The organism is Amycolatopsis sp. NPDC052450, from assembly GCF_044547565.1.
In the GTDB taxonomy this organism is placed as follows: domain Bacteria; phylum Actinomycetota; class Actinomycetes; order Mycobacteriales; family Pseudonocardiaceae; genus Amycolatopsis.
Genome location: NZ_JBIUAQ010000029.1, coordinates 99,559 through 114,093, shown reverse-complemented (window position 1 = coordinate 114,093; position 14,535 = coordinate 99,559). Strand labels below are relative to the sequence as shown.

Genomic DNA, 14,535 nt, shown 5'->3' with positions numbered 1-14,535 from the left:
ATGTGTCCTCGGTCACAGATGGAGCCCTTCTGGGTCGCGTCCGACGACCCGATCTTGGTCCATCCGCGGCTTACACGGTTGTCATGACACGGCCGTGGTGAATCACAAGCGGGTGGAACGGCTCATGCGGGAGCAGGGCCTGGCCGGGATCACCCGCCGCAAACGCCGGAGCTTGACCAGACCCGCCGCCACCCCGGTGCCACCGGTGGCGGACGTGATCCGCCGTGATTTCACCGCCGAGCGCCCTGGTCAGCGGTTCGTCGGGGACATCACCTACTTGCCCACGTTCCAGGGCTGGCTTTACCTGGCCACGGTGATCGATCTGCACAACCGCGAGATCGTCGGGCACGCGATGGCCGAGCACCTGCGCACAGACCTGGTCTGCGACGCGATCGCCCTGGCCACCGCGCGCGGCCTGATCCGCCCCGACGCGGTCTTCCACTCCGACCGCGGCGTCCAGTACACCTCCGGCCAATTCCGCGCCGCGCTCACCGAACACCGGATCCAGCCCTCGATCGGACGGGTCGGGTCCTGCTACGACAACGCCGTCGCCGAGTCGTTCTTCGCCACCCTCAAAACCGAGATCGGCACCACCATCTGGCGCACCCGTGACCAGGCACGACACGACATATTCCGCTACCTCCACTACTACAACCACGACCGTCTACATTCGACAGTCGGTCACCGCACACCCCACGAAACCCGAACCAGCTACAGTCACCAACAAGCCGCGTGAAACCCCGTGTCCGCCATCCGGGGGCAACTCCACAAGTCCCGCCCCCGAACACGCGAGTTACGGCTCCAATCACGCGAGATACGGCTCCAGACACACGAGTCACGAGTCCAAACACGCGAGATACATCCCTGGACACGCGAGCTACGCGACCGGGCCCATGCGAACAAACCCGGAACACCCGTGACGGAACCCGTGACTCACGTGATCAAAGACGTAACTCACGTGATCAGAGACGCGACTCGCGTGATTGAAGCCGTAACTCGCGTGATTGGAGGCGTCACGGGGGTGGGCACGTGAGGGCGGGGTGGGCGAAGGGGTTACGGACGGGGTGGGACGGGGCGGCGCAGGTGATAGATGTCCATGATCCAGCCCTTGCGTGAGCGGGCAGCGGTGCGGGCGGAGCGGATTTCCGCGGCGAGGCCGGCGGACAGGGGACCGGAGAGCAGGAGCTCGTCGGGGGTTCCGAGGTACGCGCCCCAGTAGATCTCCAGGCCGGTGCCGGCGAACTGGGTGAAAGTGCACTGAGCGTCCAGCATCACGAAGACGTCGTCGACGTCCGCGGGCCAGCCTGCCTCGAGGCGACGGCCGGTGGTGACCAGTACCGGGCGCCCGATCTGGTTCATCGTGGTCCGGTGCCGGGACGTCAGCGCGGCCACGCTGCTGACGCCGGGGATGACGTCGTACTCGAACTCGACGTTCCCTCGGGCGAGTACGGCGTCCAGCAACGTGAGGGTCGAGTCGTAGAGCGCCGGGTCACCCCATACGAGGAAGGCGCCCCGCTCGTCGGGCCCGAGTGACGCGATCATGTTCTCGTAGACGTCTGTCCGGAGCCGGTGCCAGTCGGCGACGGCCTTCCGGTAGTCGTCAGGAGTACGGTCGCGTTCGGGGTCCGGTGCGCGTACGACGCGGTAGCCGGGCTGTTCGACGAAGCGGTCGAGGATCTCCTGGCGCAGGCCCACCAGGTCCTGCTTCTCCGAGCCCTTGTCGAGGACGAAGAACACATCGGTCTCGTTGAGCCGCCGGACGGCCTGGACGGTCAGGTGTTCCGGGTCGCCGGCGCCGATGCCGATGGCGGAGATCTTCCTCATTTCCGCAGTGTGCCCGCACCCTCTGTGCAAACCCCTACCCCCACGGGGTATAAAGGAAGTGATCGCTTCGCCTGTCCCGCAGAGGAGTCAGTACCGATGGCCGAAACCACCTACACCGTCAAGGGCATGTCCTGCGGACACTGCGCCTCGTCCGTCACGGAGGAGGTCAGCGGGATCGCGGGTGTCAGCGCCGTGAACGTGGACGTCGCCAGCGGCAAGGTGACCGTCACCAGCGAGTCGCCGCTCGACGTCCAGGCCGTCGACGCGGCTGTGACCGAGGCCGGTTACCAGCTCGTCTCGTGAGCACAGTCGTCAAGGTGTCGGCGTTCGCCGCGGCTCTGGTCGCGGTGTTCGTCCTCGCCTGGGCGATCGGGTCCGCGGTCGGGCCGCTCGACGAAGCGCCGCCGCCGCCCAGCGAACACCACGGGCACCACCCGGGAGGTACGCCGTGAGCGTCGGGACATCCCAGCGGGTCGAACTGGCCATCGGCGGGATGACCTGCGCGTCCTGCGCCGCGCGGGTCGAACGGAAACTGAACAAGGTCGACGGCGTCTCCGCCACGGTCAATTACGCCACCGAGAAGGCGCAGGTCGACTTCCCGGCCGCGGTCTCGGTCGACCACCTGGTGGGTGTCGTCGAGTCCGCGGGCTACACGGCCCAGCCGCCCAAGCCTGACGAGGACGAAGAGGACCAGGCCGCTTCCCTGCGAACGCGGCTGCTGGTCTCCGCCGTGCTCGCCGTGCCGGTGATCGTGCTGGCGATGGTCCCGGCCTGGCAGTTCACCTACTGGCAGTGGGTCTCGCTGGCGCTGGCCGCCCCCGTCGTCACCTGGGGCGCGTGGCCGTTCCACCGCCCCGCCTGGACGAACTTCCGCCATGGCGCCGCCACCATGGACACCCTGATCTCACTTGGCGTCGCGGCCGCCACGCTGTGGTCGCTGTACGCGCTGCTGTTCGGCACCGCCGGTACGCCCGGTATGCGGCACGGCTTCGAGCTGACCATGGAACGCGGGTCCGGCGCGGGCAACCTCTATCTCGAAGTCGCCGCCGGCGTGACCACGTTCCTCCTGGCAGGCCGCTACTTCGAGGCCCGGTCCAAGCGCCGCTCCGGCGCCGCTCTGCGGGCGTTGCTCGAGCTCGGTGCGAAGGACGTCGCGGTCTTCAGGGATGGTGTCGAGAGCCGTGTCCCGATCGGCGCGCTGAAGACGGGTGACGAGTTCGTCGTGCGGCCGGGGGAGAAGATCGCCACTGACGGTGTGGTGACCGACGGCGGATCGGCCGTCGACGTGAGCATGCTGACGGGTGAAGCCGTCCCGGTCGAGGTGACCGCGGGGGACGCCGTCGTCGGCGGGACGGTCAACGCGGGCGGCAGGCTCGTCGTGCGTGCCACCCGGATCGGCGCCGACACCCGGCTCGCGCAGATGGCGCGGCTGGTCGAGGACGCGCAGAACGGCAAGGCACGCGTCCAGCGGCTCGCCGACCGGGTGTCGGCCGTATTCGTCCCGGTGGTGATCGCGCTCGCGGTCGGTACGCTCGGCTTCTGGCTCGGCGCGGGCAGCGGGGCGGACGCCGCCTTCACCGCCGCCGTCGCGGTCCTGATCATCGCCTGTCCGTGCGCACTCGGCCTGGCCACGCCGACGGCGTTGCTGGTCGGCACCGGCCGCGGCGCGCAGCTGGGCATCCTCATCAAGGGGCCCGAGGTGCTCGAGTCCACTCGGCAGGTCGACACCGTCGTCCTGGACAAGACCGGCACGGTGACCGCCGGGAAGATGAGCCTCACTGATCTGTACGGAGGCGACGAGACCGAAGTGCTCCGGCTGGCGGGGGCGGTCGAGCACGCTTCCGAGCATCCGATCGCCCGCGCGATCGTCGCGGCCGCCGAAGACCGGCTGGGTGAGCTGCCGCCGGTCAGCGGATTCCGCAACGTCGAGGGCTTGGGCGTCTCCGGTGAGGTCGAGGGCAGGACCGTCCTGGCGGGCCGTGCCGCTCTCCTCGACCGGCACGACATCCCCGTCAGCGCCGAGTTCGCCCAGGTCAAGAAGGCCGCGGAGGACCGCGGCGCGACCGCTGTCCTCGTCGCCTGGGACGGCGAGGCCCGTGGTGTGGTCGTCGTCGCCGACACGGTCAAGCCGACGTCGGCCCGGGCCGTGGCGGAACTGAAAGCGCTCGGGCTCCGGCCGGTCCTGCTGACCGGCGACAACACCGGCTCCGCGAAGGCCGTCGCCGCCGAAGTGGGGATCGACGAGGTCATCGCGGAGGTGCTGCCCACCGACAAGGTCGACGTCGTCAAACGGTTGCAGGCCGAGGGCCGCGTGGTCGCCATGGTCGGTGACGGCGTCAACGACGCGGCCGCGCTCGCGCAGGCCGACCTCGGCCTCTCGATGGGCACCGGGACCGACGCCGCGATCGAAGCGGGTGACCTGACGCTGGTGCGCGGTGACCTGCGTGCGGCCGTGGACGCCATCCGGCTTTCGCGCCGCACGCTCGCCACGATCAAGGGCAACCTGTTCTGGGCGTTCGCCTACAACGTCGCGGCGCTGCCCTTGGCCGCGCTCGGCCTGCTCAACCCCATGATCGCCGGGGCCGCGATGGCGTTCTCCTCGGTCTTCGTCGTCACCAACAGCCTGCGGTTGCGACGGTTCGCCGGCGTGGCCTGATCAGGAACGGACCAGCCGGGCGATGGCGTCGGACGCCTCCCGGACCTTGAGGTCGGCCTCCTCACCGCCCGCGGCGGCGGCGTGGACCACGCAGGTGGCGAGGTGCTCGTCCAGCAGTTCGAGGGAGAACGACTGCAGTGCCTTCGTGGCCGCGGACACCTGGGTCAGGATGTCGATGCAGTACTTGTCCTCTTCGACCATCCGCTGCAGACCGCGGATCTGTCCTTCGATCCGGCGCAGGCGCTTGAGATAGGCCTCCCGCTCGGTGCCGTAGCCCGTCATCGCACACCCGTTCTCTCGTCGTTCGCCCGTCGGCGACCACTATACCCACCCAGCGTATGCGCCCGGGGGGCTCGAAATTCGCGGCTGCCAGGATGTCGAGGACGATCCGGCGGCTCCGACTCACTCGTGAGCGGCCGGGAGCCGGCCGGACGACCAGGAGGAACACCGATGAAGTACATGATCATGATCACCATGAACCCCACCGCCTGGGACGCCCTTCCCGAGGAGGAGCGCAACGAGGTGGTCGCCCGCATCGACCCTTTCATGAAGAAGCTCACCGAGAGCGGCGAACTGCTCGGGACGCAGGCGCTGGGGGAGCCGAAGGAGAGCACGGTGGTCCGGGTGCGTGACGGCGTCCCGGTGGTCACCGACGGCCCGTTCGCGGAGTCGAAGGAGTACCTGGCCGGCTTTTACCTGGTCGAATGCGACAGCAAGGAGCGGGCGATCGAGATCGCGGGCCAGATCCCGGACGCGCACATCAACGCGATGGAGATCCGGCCCGTGGTCTTCTCCTCCGGCGACAACGCCTAAGTGGTGGCCGCTTCGGCGCCGGCGCGGGCTTCGGCTCTGCTCCGGCGCTGAACGGGCACTTCCGGTTTCGGTGAGTCGGGAACGGCCAGGACCGAACCTGCCTCGGTGAGCAGTTCGCGGCAGCCGACCAGCTGTTTCAGCACGTCATCGCGCAGGCGGAGGGCCACGTCGGCCTCCTGCCGCGCTTCGGCGACCAGGCGCTCGCTCTCTTCGGCGGCGGCGTCGAGCAGTTTTCGCGCCCGCTCCTGCGCTGCTTCGTCCTGTGCGGCGAGCGCGCGCATCGCCTCCGCGCGGCGCAGCGTCATGGCGCGTTCGAAATCTTCGGTGATCCGTTTCCGTTCCGCTTCGGCCTTGGCGGCCGCTTCGGCGGCACGGGCGGTGATGTCGTCGGCTTCCTCGCGGGTGAGTTCCAGCATCCGGCGCGAGCGTTCCTGCAACGCGTCCGGCGCGATCGGCACGCGGCTGATCCGGTCGACGCTGGCCTTGAGTTCGCGGTTTTCCTCTTGGGTGGCGGTGAGCCTGGCGGCGAGAGCCTCGCCGCGGCGAATGGCTTCGTCGCGTTCGGCTTCCACTCGTCGTAGTTCGGCTTCCACCTCGCGAACGAATTCCCGGACCTGAGCGCGATTGAATCCGCGCCACGCCAGATCGAAGCCGGGCATCTCCATTGGTCACCTCCACAGTGGTCGATGTGTCGCCATTGGGCGCTTTCTCTTACAGCGCACGGGCGTTGCCACACGGGGCTTTCATCGACCAGTGTGCCTGAAGCCTCGACGACATGTGCCACGGGTGGGTGGTCTTTGCGGTGAACGGTCCGCCGCAAGCGGGAAGAAGGGTGCTTCCGTGAACGATGGGAGAATGGACGATCATCCCTTGCCCCCACTGGAGGTGGCCGCGTGACGAGCAGCCGAATTCGGGTCCCTGGCTGGAATCCGGCGACCGCGGCCGAAGGATATCGGCAGGTCAGGGAGAACATCGCGATCTTGCTCACCGATCACGCGAGCGCGGGCGAGCGGCCCGTCCCCGCTTGTCCACAGTGGACTGTCCGGGACCTGATCGCCCATCTGACCGAGATCTGCGACCGGGTGATCACCCGGTTCGGCGGCGAGGCCTGCGCGATTCCGGAGACGGCGTCGGTCGCCGCATTGCTGCGGCTCTGGATCGAACGCGGCCCCGAGGCCGACACGCTCCTCGCCGCCGACGGCGACGGCAAGAGCCGCGGCGACATCATGGTGATGGACGCCTTCACCCACGAACTCGATCTCCGGTTCGCGCTGGGCGCGCCGCCGCCCGAGGCGCACGGCGCCTGGCAGCGGGGTTTCGAAGTGCTCGTCGGCGGCCTCGGCGCCTCGCTGGGCAGGCATGGACTGCCCGGGATGCGGATCGAGACCGAGGGCGCGACGTGGATCGCCGGTACCGAACCGGTCGCCGCGGTGCTCTCGGGCAGGCCCGTCGACCTGTACCGGTCGCTCGCCGGGCGCCGGACCCCGGCCCAGATCGCCGCCTTGGACTGGCTGGGTGATCCGGAGCCGTGGCTACGGGCCTTCACCTGGGGGCCGTTCGCTCCGCCGGACGAGGAGATCGAGCGCTGATCAGCCGGTCGGGGACATCGAGGACAGCGCCGCGGCCAGTGCGAGGACCACGGCCACGATCAGCACCTCGACCCCGACGCTGACCCGCAGCTTCCGCAAGTCGGCGGTCACCACACCGGCGCCGCCGCGGCCAGGGACGCCGCGCCGGACCGCCGTGCGGCTCAGGTTCGCCACCAGCAGCAACGCGGCGAACCCGGTCAGCTTCAGCACGAAGACGATGCCGTACGCCGACGTCCAGAGCGCCTCCACCGACGGGACCAGCCGGAAGCCCAGGTAGGCGCCACTGGCCACCATGGTCACGATCGACCAGGTCGCGATCGGATGGAACCGCGCCAGCGCCGGCTCGGCCTCCTCGGCCGAGTACTTGCCGCGCAGGAGCACGGCCAGCTGGATCAGCCCGCCCACCCAGACGGCCATGGCGCCGAAGTGCGCGAGGTCGGCGCTGACCGAGAGGAACATGATCTTGTCGGCCACCGCGTGCCCGGTCGCGGAGAAGCTCAGCATCACGATGAACCCGGCCGCGATGCCGAGGTTCTCGTAGCGGGAGCGCAGTCGCTGCGGCAGCTCGCCGGCCAGCAGCCGTCGCAAGATCACGGCGAGCGCGACGATCGCGACCAGGCGAAGGAGCAGGAGCTTCCCGTACGCCACCCGCAGGGTCGCCTCGATCATCGCCGGGTCGAAGACCGCGCCCACCCCGCGGCCCGCGACGTACGGGCCTTGCAGCAGGAACCCGGCCACGGCCGTGACACCCGAGAGCCACAGTCCGGTGGTGATCAGCTTCCGTGCCGCCGGATCGGTCCGGCCTCCCGGACGGCAGACCAGCAAGAACACCGTTCCGCCGAGCAGCGCGACACCGCCGAAGGAACCCCAGCGGAAGGTGGTGAACAGCGCGTCGGTCACCGGATCGGTCCCGGTGGAGGCGGACACCGCGCCCGCCGAGGTGATCAGGGGGCCGGTGCCGATCACGAAGGCGATCGTGCCGCGTACCGGATGCGAGTCGGTCGAGACGAAGGCGTACTCGACGAGGTAACTGCCGTCAGGGAGATCGGGCTCCAGCTTGACGGCGACCTCTTCGGCGACCTCGCCCGGCTGGAACACCGGACCGGACACCACGTCGGTGCCTTGCTGGTCGACGACCTTGATCGAGTTCGGCTGGATGCCGATGTTCTCCGACAGGGTGATCGACACCTGTGCCGGCGCCGAGGTGAGCCGGGCGCCGTCGACGGGATTCGAGGAGAGGAGTTCGACGTGGGCCGAAGCGGGGGCCGCGGCGAGCACCGCGACCCCGAACCACGCCGCCACGAGAGCCAGGAGCGCGAAGAGCCTCCTGGTCACGAGGCCGTTGTCGCCAGCTCACGCCGGCTTTCGGGCGAGCACGTGCAGCCGGTGAGCTCCCGTTCGGCGGCGGAGGCCTTCCGGTGCACGAGCATCGCGATGATCATCGGGATGGTGACGATCGTGTTGTAGAACAGGTGCAGCTCCACCCGGGGGATGAACAGCTGGATGATGCTGCTCGGCGCGGTGCCGCCGCCGAGGCGCCAGCCGGTCTGCGCCTGGACCAGCAGCAGCAGATGCTCGATGTGGTGCCAGAACTGCAGGCCGAGCGCGAGATTCCACCACTGCCGCGAGCGGCCGGCGAAGCCCTTGCGCAGGGCGAACAGCGCGATCAGCATGACGATGGCGTAGCCGTAGTGCAGCCATTCGGAGCTGATCAGCTTGGGGAAGGGGATGCCGAGCACGCCGCGGGCGTCCGGCGTCTTCCAGCCGAGGGCGTAGATCTGGAACGCCTGCACCAGGTGTTCCGCCCAGTGGGCCACCACGACGACCGCGAAGACGCCGAGCGCGGCGCGGTGGTATTTACCGTTGAGCGACGCGATGAGACCGGGACGATCCGAATCGAGTGCGGCCATGAAGGGGCTCCTTGGGCGAAAGACCGGCCGGTGACGGAAGTCGACGATAGCCCGTGAAACGGCGGTTCAATTACTCCAGATTGCTGATCCGACCTGCGACGCTAGGCCGTTCAGCGCACCACGATTCCCTGCGCGGCCTTGGGCGCCGCCGGGATGTGGAACAGTTCCGTGAACAGTTCCAGGTATTCGAAGGCGCCCTCGATGCGGACCTTCCCGGTTCGCATCGCTTCGGCGGCGGTGAGGTCCCCGCTCAGCAGGTCCTTGATGAACGGGCCCAGCGGTTCGATGACCGCGTCGGCGCCGGGAAGCGCGCCGTCCGCGACCTTCAGCGCGCCGTCTTCGACGATCGCGTGCAGGACCATGTCGCCCGGATGGCGCACTTCGTAGGTGACCTGGACGCCCTTGGCCTTCTCGCTCTGGAAGGTCGTGTACAGCGAGAGGATCGCCGCGTCCTTGGTGAGCACGTCCTCGGGGGCCGGACGGCCGAGCGACCGCGCGCCCCACAGGCCGAGGTCCAGCACGACCTGGTCGAGTTCGCTGCCGTACTCGGTGAGTTCGTAGATCACCGCGGCGTCGAGCTGGGGGAGCAGCCGACGGCGGAGCACCCCGGCCTGCTCGAGTTCGTTGAGCCGCGCCGACAGCGTGCTCGCCGAGATCTTGGGCAGACCCGCCTGCAGTTCGGTGAACCGCTTCGGGCCGAGGACGAGGTCACGGACGATCAGCAGCGACCAGCGCTCGCCGATGATCTCCAGCGCGCGGGCGAGGCCGCAGAACTGTCCATAGGTACGACTGCTCATCCGTCGATCCTCACTTTCGTTTCCGTGGTGGGAGCGGGGGTTCACGCGGGTTCACCCTCGGAAAGCAGGCCGTGGTGCAGTACCTGCAATTCGTCGCAGGGCTCGACGCCGAGTTCGTTGTTGAGCCTCGCGCGCACCTGACGGTACGTGGCGAGCGCGTCGGAGCGCCGCCCGCTGCGGCCGAGTACGCGGATCAGCTGCCCGTGCAGGGCCTCGTCCAGCGGGTTCGCGGTGACCAGGGAGCGCAGTTCGCCGATCAGCTCGTGCCGCATCCCGGCCGCGATGTCCGCCTCGATCCGCAGGTGCAGGGTGCTGCGCCGCTGTTCGACGAGGTCGACCGCGTAGGCCGACAGCACTGGTCCACAGTGGACGTTCGCGAGCGGGGGCCCCGACCACAGGTCGAGCGCGGACCGGAAGGCCTTCGCCGCTTCGACGTGCTCGCCCCGCAGTTGCAGCTCCCGGCCCTTCTGCTGCAGCTCCTGGAACTGGAAGACGTCCACCTGGTGCGGGGCGATCCGGAACACGTACCCCGGCGGCTTCGTGGCCAGCATGGTCTCGCCGTACGGGGCGAGGTCGTTCTCGTCGATGCACTTGCGCAGCTGGTAGACGTAGGTGTGCATCGTGGTGCGGACGCTGCGCGGCGGGTCGTTCGCCCACAGTTCCTGCACGATCGTGTCGATGTGCACGATCTTCCCCGGACTCATCACCAGCATGGCGAGCACCTGCAGCAGCTTCGGCGTCGTCGGCGCGTAGTCGATCCCGTCCCGCACGAGTTCCAGCGGGCCGAGGAGGGTGAAACGGACGGGGCTCGCGGGCGAGGCCGGGTTCGGTGCCGAGCCGTGGTGCGTGTCCGCTACTCGTGATCCGGTGTACATCGCAAGCGCCCTCCAGCTCGATACGCGTCGTGGGCTGTTTCCCAGTACGTCGACAGTGACAGAGCGGCGGGTCGCCGGGCCAGTGAGCCGTCCACCAGGTCCCGCGTGCGTGCGTCCCGGGAAGACGTGGGTTTTTCATGTCGGAAGCATGAAACGGACACTGGCCGGTACAAGGCTCCGCGCAGCAGGATTCGAGGACCAATCGACCTATGGGGGTCTTCATGCGCGAGGCATCGTCCACGCCCGGCTCGGTCAGCGGCGGTCTGGGATTCAAACGGCATCTGCGTGCGGAGATCAGCGAGGGCAACGGTGCCTACCTGTTCTCGGAACAGGGGGTCATCGCGATCCGCGGCGCGCAGGTCGCGTCGGTGGCGGCCCTGCTCGACGGCACCCGTGACCTCGACGGGCTCCTGTCCGCCTGCCCGGACGGGATGAACGCCGAACAGGTCACCGGGGTGCTGGCCCGGCTGGTCGAGGCCGGTCTGGTCACCGTCCACGTGCCGGAAGAGGTCAGCGGGGACGAACGCGCGCTCGCGTACTGGGACGCGTGCGGCCTCGACGCGTCCGCGGTGGCGGGCCGCCGGAAGCCGGCGACGGCGAGCCTGACCGCGATCGGCCGCGGCGTCGACACCTCGCAGGTCGCGAGCGCGCTGGCCGCGAGCGGCATCGAGGTGGTCGGGACGGCGTCCGAGCTGGCGATCGTGTTGTGCGACGACTACCTCGACCCGAGGCTGGCCGAGATCGACGCGGAGCACCGGCGCACCGGGCGGCCGTGGCTGCTGGCCCGTCCGTCGGGTTCGCAGGTGTGGATCGGCCCGATCATGCAGCCCGGCCGGTCCGGCTGCTGGCACTGCCTGACGAACCGGTTGTGGGGGCACCGGCACGCGGAGGCATGTGTGCAGGAGGTCCTCGGGCACGACGGTCCCGCCTCGTTCCCGATGCCAGCCGTGCCGCCGCTGACCGCGGCCGCGTCGCAGCTGATCTCCCTCGAAGCGTCCAAATGGCTGGCCGGACACCGCTATCCGGGGCAGCAGGCGGTGTGGATCCTGGACACTCTCGACCTGCAGGGCAGGCTGCACGAACTGCGCCGGCGCCCGCAGTGCCCCGAATGCGGGGACGAAGGGATCGTCGCCGCGCGGACCGCCGAGCCGATCGTGCTGCGGGAGGCCAAGAAGGCGACGTCGGGCGGCGGTGGGCACCGCACGCTCACCCCGGTCGAGGTGCTCGACCGCTTCGGCCACCTGGTCAGCCCGGTCACCGGCATCGTCAAGGAGATCGCCCGCGACCCGAGGGCGCCCGCGTTCGTGAACGCGTACCGCTCCGGGCTGAACGTCGCGCGCCGCGTGCGCGGTGAGGCGGGGTTGCAGGCCGGGCTGCGCGGCGACAACGGCGGCAAGGGCGCGAGCCCGATCGACGCCGAGGTCGGCGCGCTGTGCGAGGCGATCGAACGGTTCTCGGCGAACTACCAGGGCGACGAACTGCGGATCCGCGACACCTTCCGCGCGCTCGGCGACGACGCCGTCCACCCGAACTCGTGCATGCTCTTCGACGAGCGCCAGTACGACGGCCGCGTCGAGTGGAACGCCGCGCACGCGAACTTCCAGCACGTCCCCGACCGATTCGACACCGAGGCCGCCGTCGACTGGACGCCGCTGTGGTCGCTTTCGCAGCAGCGCCGGAAACTGATGCCCACCGCGTACCTCTACTACGGGGTGCCGCCGGAGTGCGGGATCACCGGGATGCGCGCGGACTCCAACGGCTGCGCTGCCGGAAGCAGCATCGAGGACGCGATCCTGCAGGGGCTGCTCGAACTCGTCGAACGCGACGCCGTCGCGATGTGGTGGTACAACCGGCTCCCCGTGCCCGGCGTCGACATCGCGTCGTTCGACGACCCGTGGGCCGAGGAGATGGTCGGCCAGTACGCGCGGGCCGGCCGGGAACTCTGGGTCCTCGACCTGACCGCGGACCTCGGCGTGCCGGTGATGGTCGCGCTGTCCAGAAGTATCGCCGGGCCGCGCGAGAACGTCATGATGGGCTTCGGTGCCCATCTGGACCCGAGGACGGCGCTGAGGAGGGCGGTCAGCGAGCTCAACCAGATGATCCCGGCGGTGCTCCCGAACGACGTCGAACTCGACGACCCCGACGCGTCGAAATGGCTCCGGTACGCCACGGTCGCGAACCAGCCGTACCTCCTTCCGGCGCCGGGACGGTCGGCGAAACGCGCCGCGGACTTCAAGTTCGTCCGGCGGCCCGATGTCCGGGACGACGTGGAGAGCTTGGTACGCAAGCTTTCCGCACTGGGAATGGAGACGCTCGTGCTGGATCAGACCAGGCCCGACATCGACCTCCCGGTGGTCCGGGTGGTCGTTCCGGGACTGCGTCCGTTCTGGAGCCGCTTCGCCCCCGGACGGCTCTTCGACGTGCCGGTGCGGATGGGCAGGCTCGCCGAACCGACCCCGTACGAACGGCTCAATCCCTTCCCCATGTTCTTGTAGATCCGGCTGGAGCGGCAGTTGACGACAGATTCCCCCGGCGGTGTGGCCGAAACGATCCCCTTGTGGTCGCTCACCGACGACAGCCTTGTCGAGATCGGTGAGGACGGCTCGCTGGTGGTCGTCACCCGTTGGGGCGAGTACGAGTTCGACCACGCGCAACCACTGGTGCGGGAATCGTTGCGGCGGATGGCCTTGGGGCCGGTCTCGCTCGCGAACGTGACCTCGTCCTGGGAGCCGGTCGAGCGGGAGCCCGATCTCGAAGGCGAGCTCAGCTGGACGGCCGAGGGCGCCGACGCGCTGCGACAGGCGTTGAAGGAACTCGGCGGTTCCGTGGTGCGCTCGCTCGGCCTCGCCGACGGCCGGGGGCCGCTGCTGTCGGTGATCCCGGTGGTGCTCGCGCCGGTGTTCACGCCGGCGGAGATCCCGTCCACGCGCCCGATCCGGTTGTCCCGCTTCAGTTCCCTGCGGTCCGACGCCGACGGGATGGGACTGGAGTCGCCGTCCGCGCGGTATCGCGTCGTGCTGTCCCAGCCGTGGGCGGTGCACGTCGCGGCGACCCTGGCGATCGCGAAATCGGTCGCGGACATCGCGTCCACGACGGGTATCGACGCCGGGGTGGTCGGCGCGATCGTGTCGTACCTGGTCGCCGCGGGCGTCGTCCAGGTCGCCGGGGAAAACGGCCGGTTCGCCGAGGACGAGGATCCCGAACTGGGCCTGTGGTCCCCGGACGAACTGTCGTTCCACACCACCAGCCGGACATGGCGGCCCGGTGGCCCGGCCGATCTGCCAGGGCTCGGGAAACCGCCGGTGGTCAAGGCCGCCACCGGCGACGGCCCGGCCCACGCGCTGTACCGGCCGGACCTGGACGACCGCGCGCGGACCGACCCGACGCTGACGGCGTTGCTGGAGCACGATCACACCTGCCCCGAATTCACCGAGGGCGCGCTGTCCGCCGAACAGATCGGCGAGTTCCTGTTCCGCGGCGCGCGGATCCGGTCGATCGGGCCCGCGCACCTCCCGAACGGGCCCGCGCACAGTGCCTCGCAGCGGCCGTACTTCAGCGTCGCCTGCCTGTACGAGCTGGAGTTGTACGTCTCGGTCAACCGATGCTCGGGGCTGGACCGCGGGATCTACCACTACGACCCGCTGGAGCATCGACTCGTCCTTGTCAACGACGACGAGGCCGATCTCGACGCGATCCTCGACATGGCGATGATCGGCGGCGGCAACCATCAGCGGCCTTCGGCGCTCATCACCGTGACCGCGCGGATGCCGCGGATGGCGTCCGTGCTCGGCGGAGGCGCGTACGCCACGACGCTGGCGCATGTCGGTGCCCTGCAACAGACGCTGTACCTCGTCGCCCGCGCCATGGGGCTGGCCGCGCACGCCGTCCCGGTGGACGCCGGCGACCGCGTCGACCGCGCCCTCAAACTCGACTGGCCCGCCGAGGTGAGCGTCGGCGAGTGCGTGCTCGACCTCCCGGTCTGAGCGGAGACCGATCTCGCGTGATCGGACGCGGAACTCGCGTGCTTGAGGGCGGAACTCGCGTGCTTGAGGGTGGAACTCGCGTGCTTGA

At 69.4% G+C, this 14,535-nt stretch carries 15 protein-coding genes; 8 read left to right on the top strand and 7 right to left on the bottom strand.

Going from position 1 to position 14,535, the window contains the following annotated elements; translation table 11 throughout:
- Positions 1-94 precede the first annotated feature (94 nt).
- Complete coding sequence (locus ACIHAO_RS34215) at positions 95-736, top strand: IS3 family transposase (protein WP_396564906.1); 642 nt, start codon at positions 95-97, stop codon at positions 734-736.
- Positions 737-1,053: 317 nt separating this feature from the next.
- Here the strand turns inward: ACIHAO_RS34215 and cobF are convergent, their stop codons facing one another.
- Positions 1,054-1,824 carry a precorrin-6A synthase (deacetylating) gene (cobF, locus tag ACIHAO_RS34210; RefSeq protein WP_396564904.1) on the bottom strand — a complete coding sequence of 257 codons (771 nt, stop codon included), beginning with the start codon at positions 1,822-1,824 and terminating at the stop codon, positions 1,054-1,056.
- 96 nt (positions 1,825-1,920) lie between these two features.
- On the opposite strand from cobF, the gene ACIHAO_RS34205 reads away from it, so the two are divergent.
- From ACIHAO_RS34205 to ACIHAO_RS34195, 3 genes are read left to right on the top strand one after another with little or no spacing between them, the layout of a single operon-like run.
- Entirely contained in the window at positions 1,921-2,127 is a 207-nt protein-coding gene (locus ACIHAO_RS34205) for a heavy-metal-associated domain-containing protein (RefSeq protein ID WP_007034629.1), read from the top strand.
- Entirely contained in the window at positions 2,124-2,276 is a 153-nt protein-coding gene (locus ACIHAO_RS34200; RefSeq protein ID WP_396564902.1) for a hypothetical protein, read from the top strand. The genes ACIHAO_RS34205 and ACIHAO_RS34200 overlap by 4 nt, the downstream gene beginning before the upstream one ends.
- Positions 2,273-4,480 (top strand): heavy metal translocating P-type ATPase, encoded by a 2,208-nt coding sequence (locus tag ACIHAO_RS34195; RefSeq protein WP_396564900.1) that lies wholly within the window; start codon positions 2,273-2,275, stop codon positions 4,478-4,480. Before ACIHAO_RS34200 ends, ACIHAO_RS34195 begins: the two co-directional genes overlap by 4 nt.
- Here ACIHAO_RS34195 and ACIHAO_RS34190 read toward each other — a convergent pair whose 3' ends face one another.
- Positions 4,481-4,762, bottom strand: coding sequence for a metal-sensitive transcriptional regulator (locus ACIHAO_RS34190; RefSeq protein ID WP_007034631.1), 282 nt, complete (start codon positions 4,760-4,762; stop codon positions 4,481-4,483).
- Positions 4,763-4,930: 168 nt separating this feature from the next.
- Here ACIHAO_RS34190 and ACIHAO_RS34185 point away from each other — a divergent pair, with 168 nt between their 5' ends.
- The gene (locus ACIHAO_RS34185; protein ID WP_125779762.1) at positions 4,931-5,293 is read left to right on the top strand and encodes a YciI family protein; all 363 of its coding nucleotides are present in this window, start codon (positions 4,931-4,933) and stop codon (positions 5,291-5,293) included.
- Here ACIHAO_RS34185 and ACIHAO_RS34180 read toward each other — a convergent pair.
- A complete protein-coding gene (locus ACIHAO_RS34180; RefSeq protein ID WP_396564897.1) occupies positions 5,290-5,958 on the bottom strand; it encodes a M protein in 669 nt (222 codons plus the stop codon). The genes ACIHAO_RS34185 and ACIHAO_RS34180 overlap by 4 nt on opposite strands.
- Positions 5,959-6,273: 315 nt before the next feature.
- Here ACIHAO_RS34180 and ACIHAO_RS34175 point away from each other — a divergent pair, with 315 nt between their 5' ends.
- The gene (locus tag ACIHAO_RS34175) at positions 6,274-6,882 is read left to right on the top strand and encodes a hypothetical protein (protein WP_396564922.1); all 609 of its coding nucleotides are present in this window, start codon (positions 6,274-6,276) and stop codon (positions 6,880-6,882) included.
- On the opposite strand, the gene ACIHAO_RS34170 is transcribed toward ACIHAO_RS34175, so the two are convergent.
- From ACIHAO_RS34170 to ACIHAO_RS34155, 4 genes are all read right to left on the bottom strand, one after another.
- Positions 6,883-8,217 carry a copper resistance protein CopC gene (locus ACIHAO_RS34170; protein ID WP_396564895.1) on the bottom strand — a complete coding sequence of 445 codons (1,335 nt, stop codon included), beginning with the start codon at positions 8,215-8,217 and terminating at the stop codon, positions 6,883-6,885.
- A complete protein-coding gene (locus tag ACIHAO_RS34165; RefSeq protein WP_125792982.1) occupies positions 8,214-8,792 on the bottom strand; it encodes a hypothetical protein in 579 nt (192 codons plus the stop codon). Before ACIHAO_RS34165 ends, ACIHAO_RS34170 begins: the two co-directional genes overlap by 4 nt.
- A gap of 110 nt (positions 8,793-8,902) precedes the next feature.
- Positions 8,903-9,589, bottom strand: a complete 687-nt coding sequence (locus tag ACIHAO_RS34160; protein ID WP_396564892.1) for a winged helix-turn-helix transcriptional regulator — start codon at positions 9,587-9,589, stop codon at positions 8,903-8,905.
- A gap of 41 nt (positions 9,590-9,630) precedes the next feature.
- The gene (locus ACIHAO_RS34155) at positions 9,631-10,464 is read right to left on the bottom strand and encodes a BTAD domain-containing putative transcriptional regulator (RefSeq protein WP_396564890.1); all 834 of its coding nucleotides are present in this window, start codon (positions 10,462-10,464) and stop codon (positions 9,631-9,633) included.
- A gap of 221 nt (positions 10,465-10,685) precedes the next feature.
- On the opposite strand from ACIHAO_RS34155, the gene ACIHAO_RS34150 reads away from it, so the two are divergent.
- Positions 10,686-12,959 carry a TOMM precursor leader peptide-binding protein gene (locus ACIHAO_RS34150; RefSeq protein ID WP_396564888.1) on the top strand — a complete coding sequence of 758 codons (2,274 nt, stop codon included), beginning with the start codon at positions 10,686-10,688 and terminating at the stop codon, positions 12,957-12,959.
- Positions 12,960-13,001: 42 nt separating this feature from the next.
- Complete coding sequence (locus tag ACIHAO_RS34145) at positions 13,002-14,447, top strand: SagB family peptide dehydrogenase (protein ID WP_396564920.1); 1,446 nt, start codon at positions 13,002-13,004, stop codon at positions 14,445-14,447.
- Positions 14,448-14,535 lie beyond the last annotated feature (88 nt).

Excerpts from the sequence above, each read along its gene's own strand:
- cobF (WP_396564904.1), bottom strand. The coding sequence starts at position 1,824 with ATGAGGAAGATCTCCGCCATCGGCATCGGCGCCGGCGACCCGGAACAC.
- ACIHAO_RS34205 (WP_007034629.1), top strand. The coding sequence starts at position 1,921 with ATGGCCGAAACCACCTACACCGTCAAGGGCATGTCCTGCGGACACTGC.
- ACIHAO_RS34190 (WP_007034631.1), bottom strand. The coding sequence starts at position 4,762 with ATGACGGGCTACGGCACCGAGCGGGAGGCCTATCTCAAGCGCCTGCGC.
- ACIHAO_RS34185 (WP_125779762.1), top strand. The coding sequence starts at position 4,931 with ATGAAGTACATGATCATGATCACCATGAACCCCACCGCCTGGGACGCC.
- ACIHAO_RS34180 (WP_396564897.1), bottom strand. The coding sequence starts at position 5,958 with ATGGAGATGCCCGGCTTCGATCTGGCGTGGCGCGGATTCAATCGCGCT.
- ACIHAO_RS34165 (WP_125792982.1), bottom strand. The coding sequence starts at position 8,792 with ATGGCCGCACTCGATTCGGATCGTCCCGGTCTCATCGCGTCGCTCAAC.
- ACIHAO_RS34160 (WP_396564892.1), bottom strand. The coding sequence starts at position 9,589 with ATGAGCAGTCGTACCTATGGACAGTTCTGCGGCCTCGCCCGCGCGCTG.
- ACIHAO_RS34155 (WP_396564890.1), bottom strand. The coding sequence starts at position 10,464 with ATGTACACCGGATCACGAGTAGCGGACACGCACCACGGCTCGGCACCG.
- ACIHAO_RS34150 (WP_396564888.1), top strand. The coding sequence starts at position 10,686 with ATGCGCGAGGCATCGTCCACGCCCGGCTCGGTCAGCGGCGGTCTGGGA.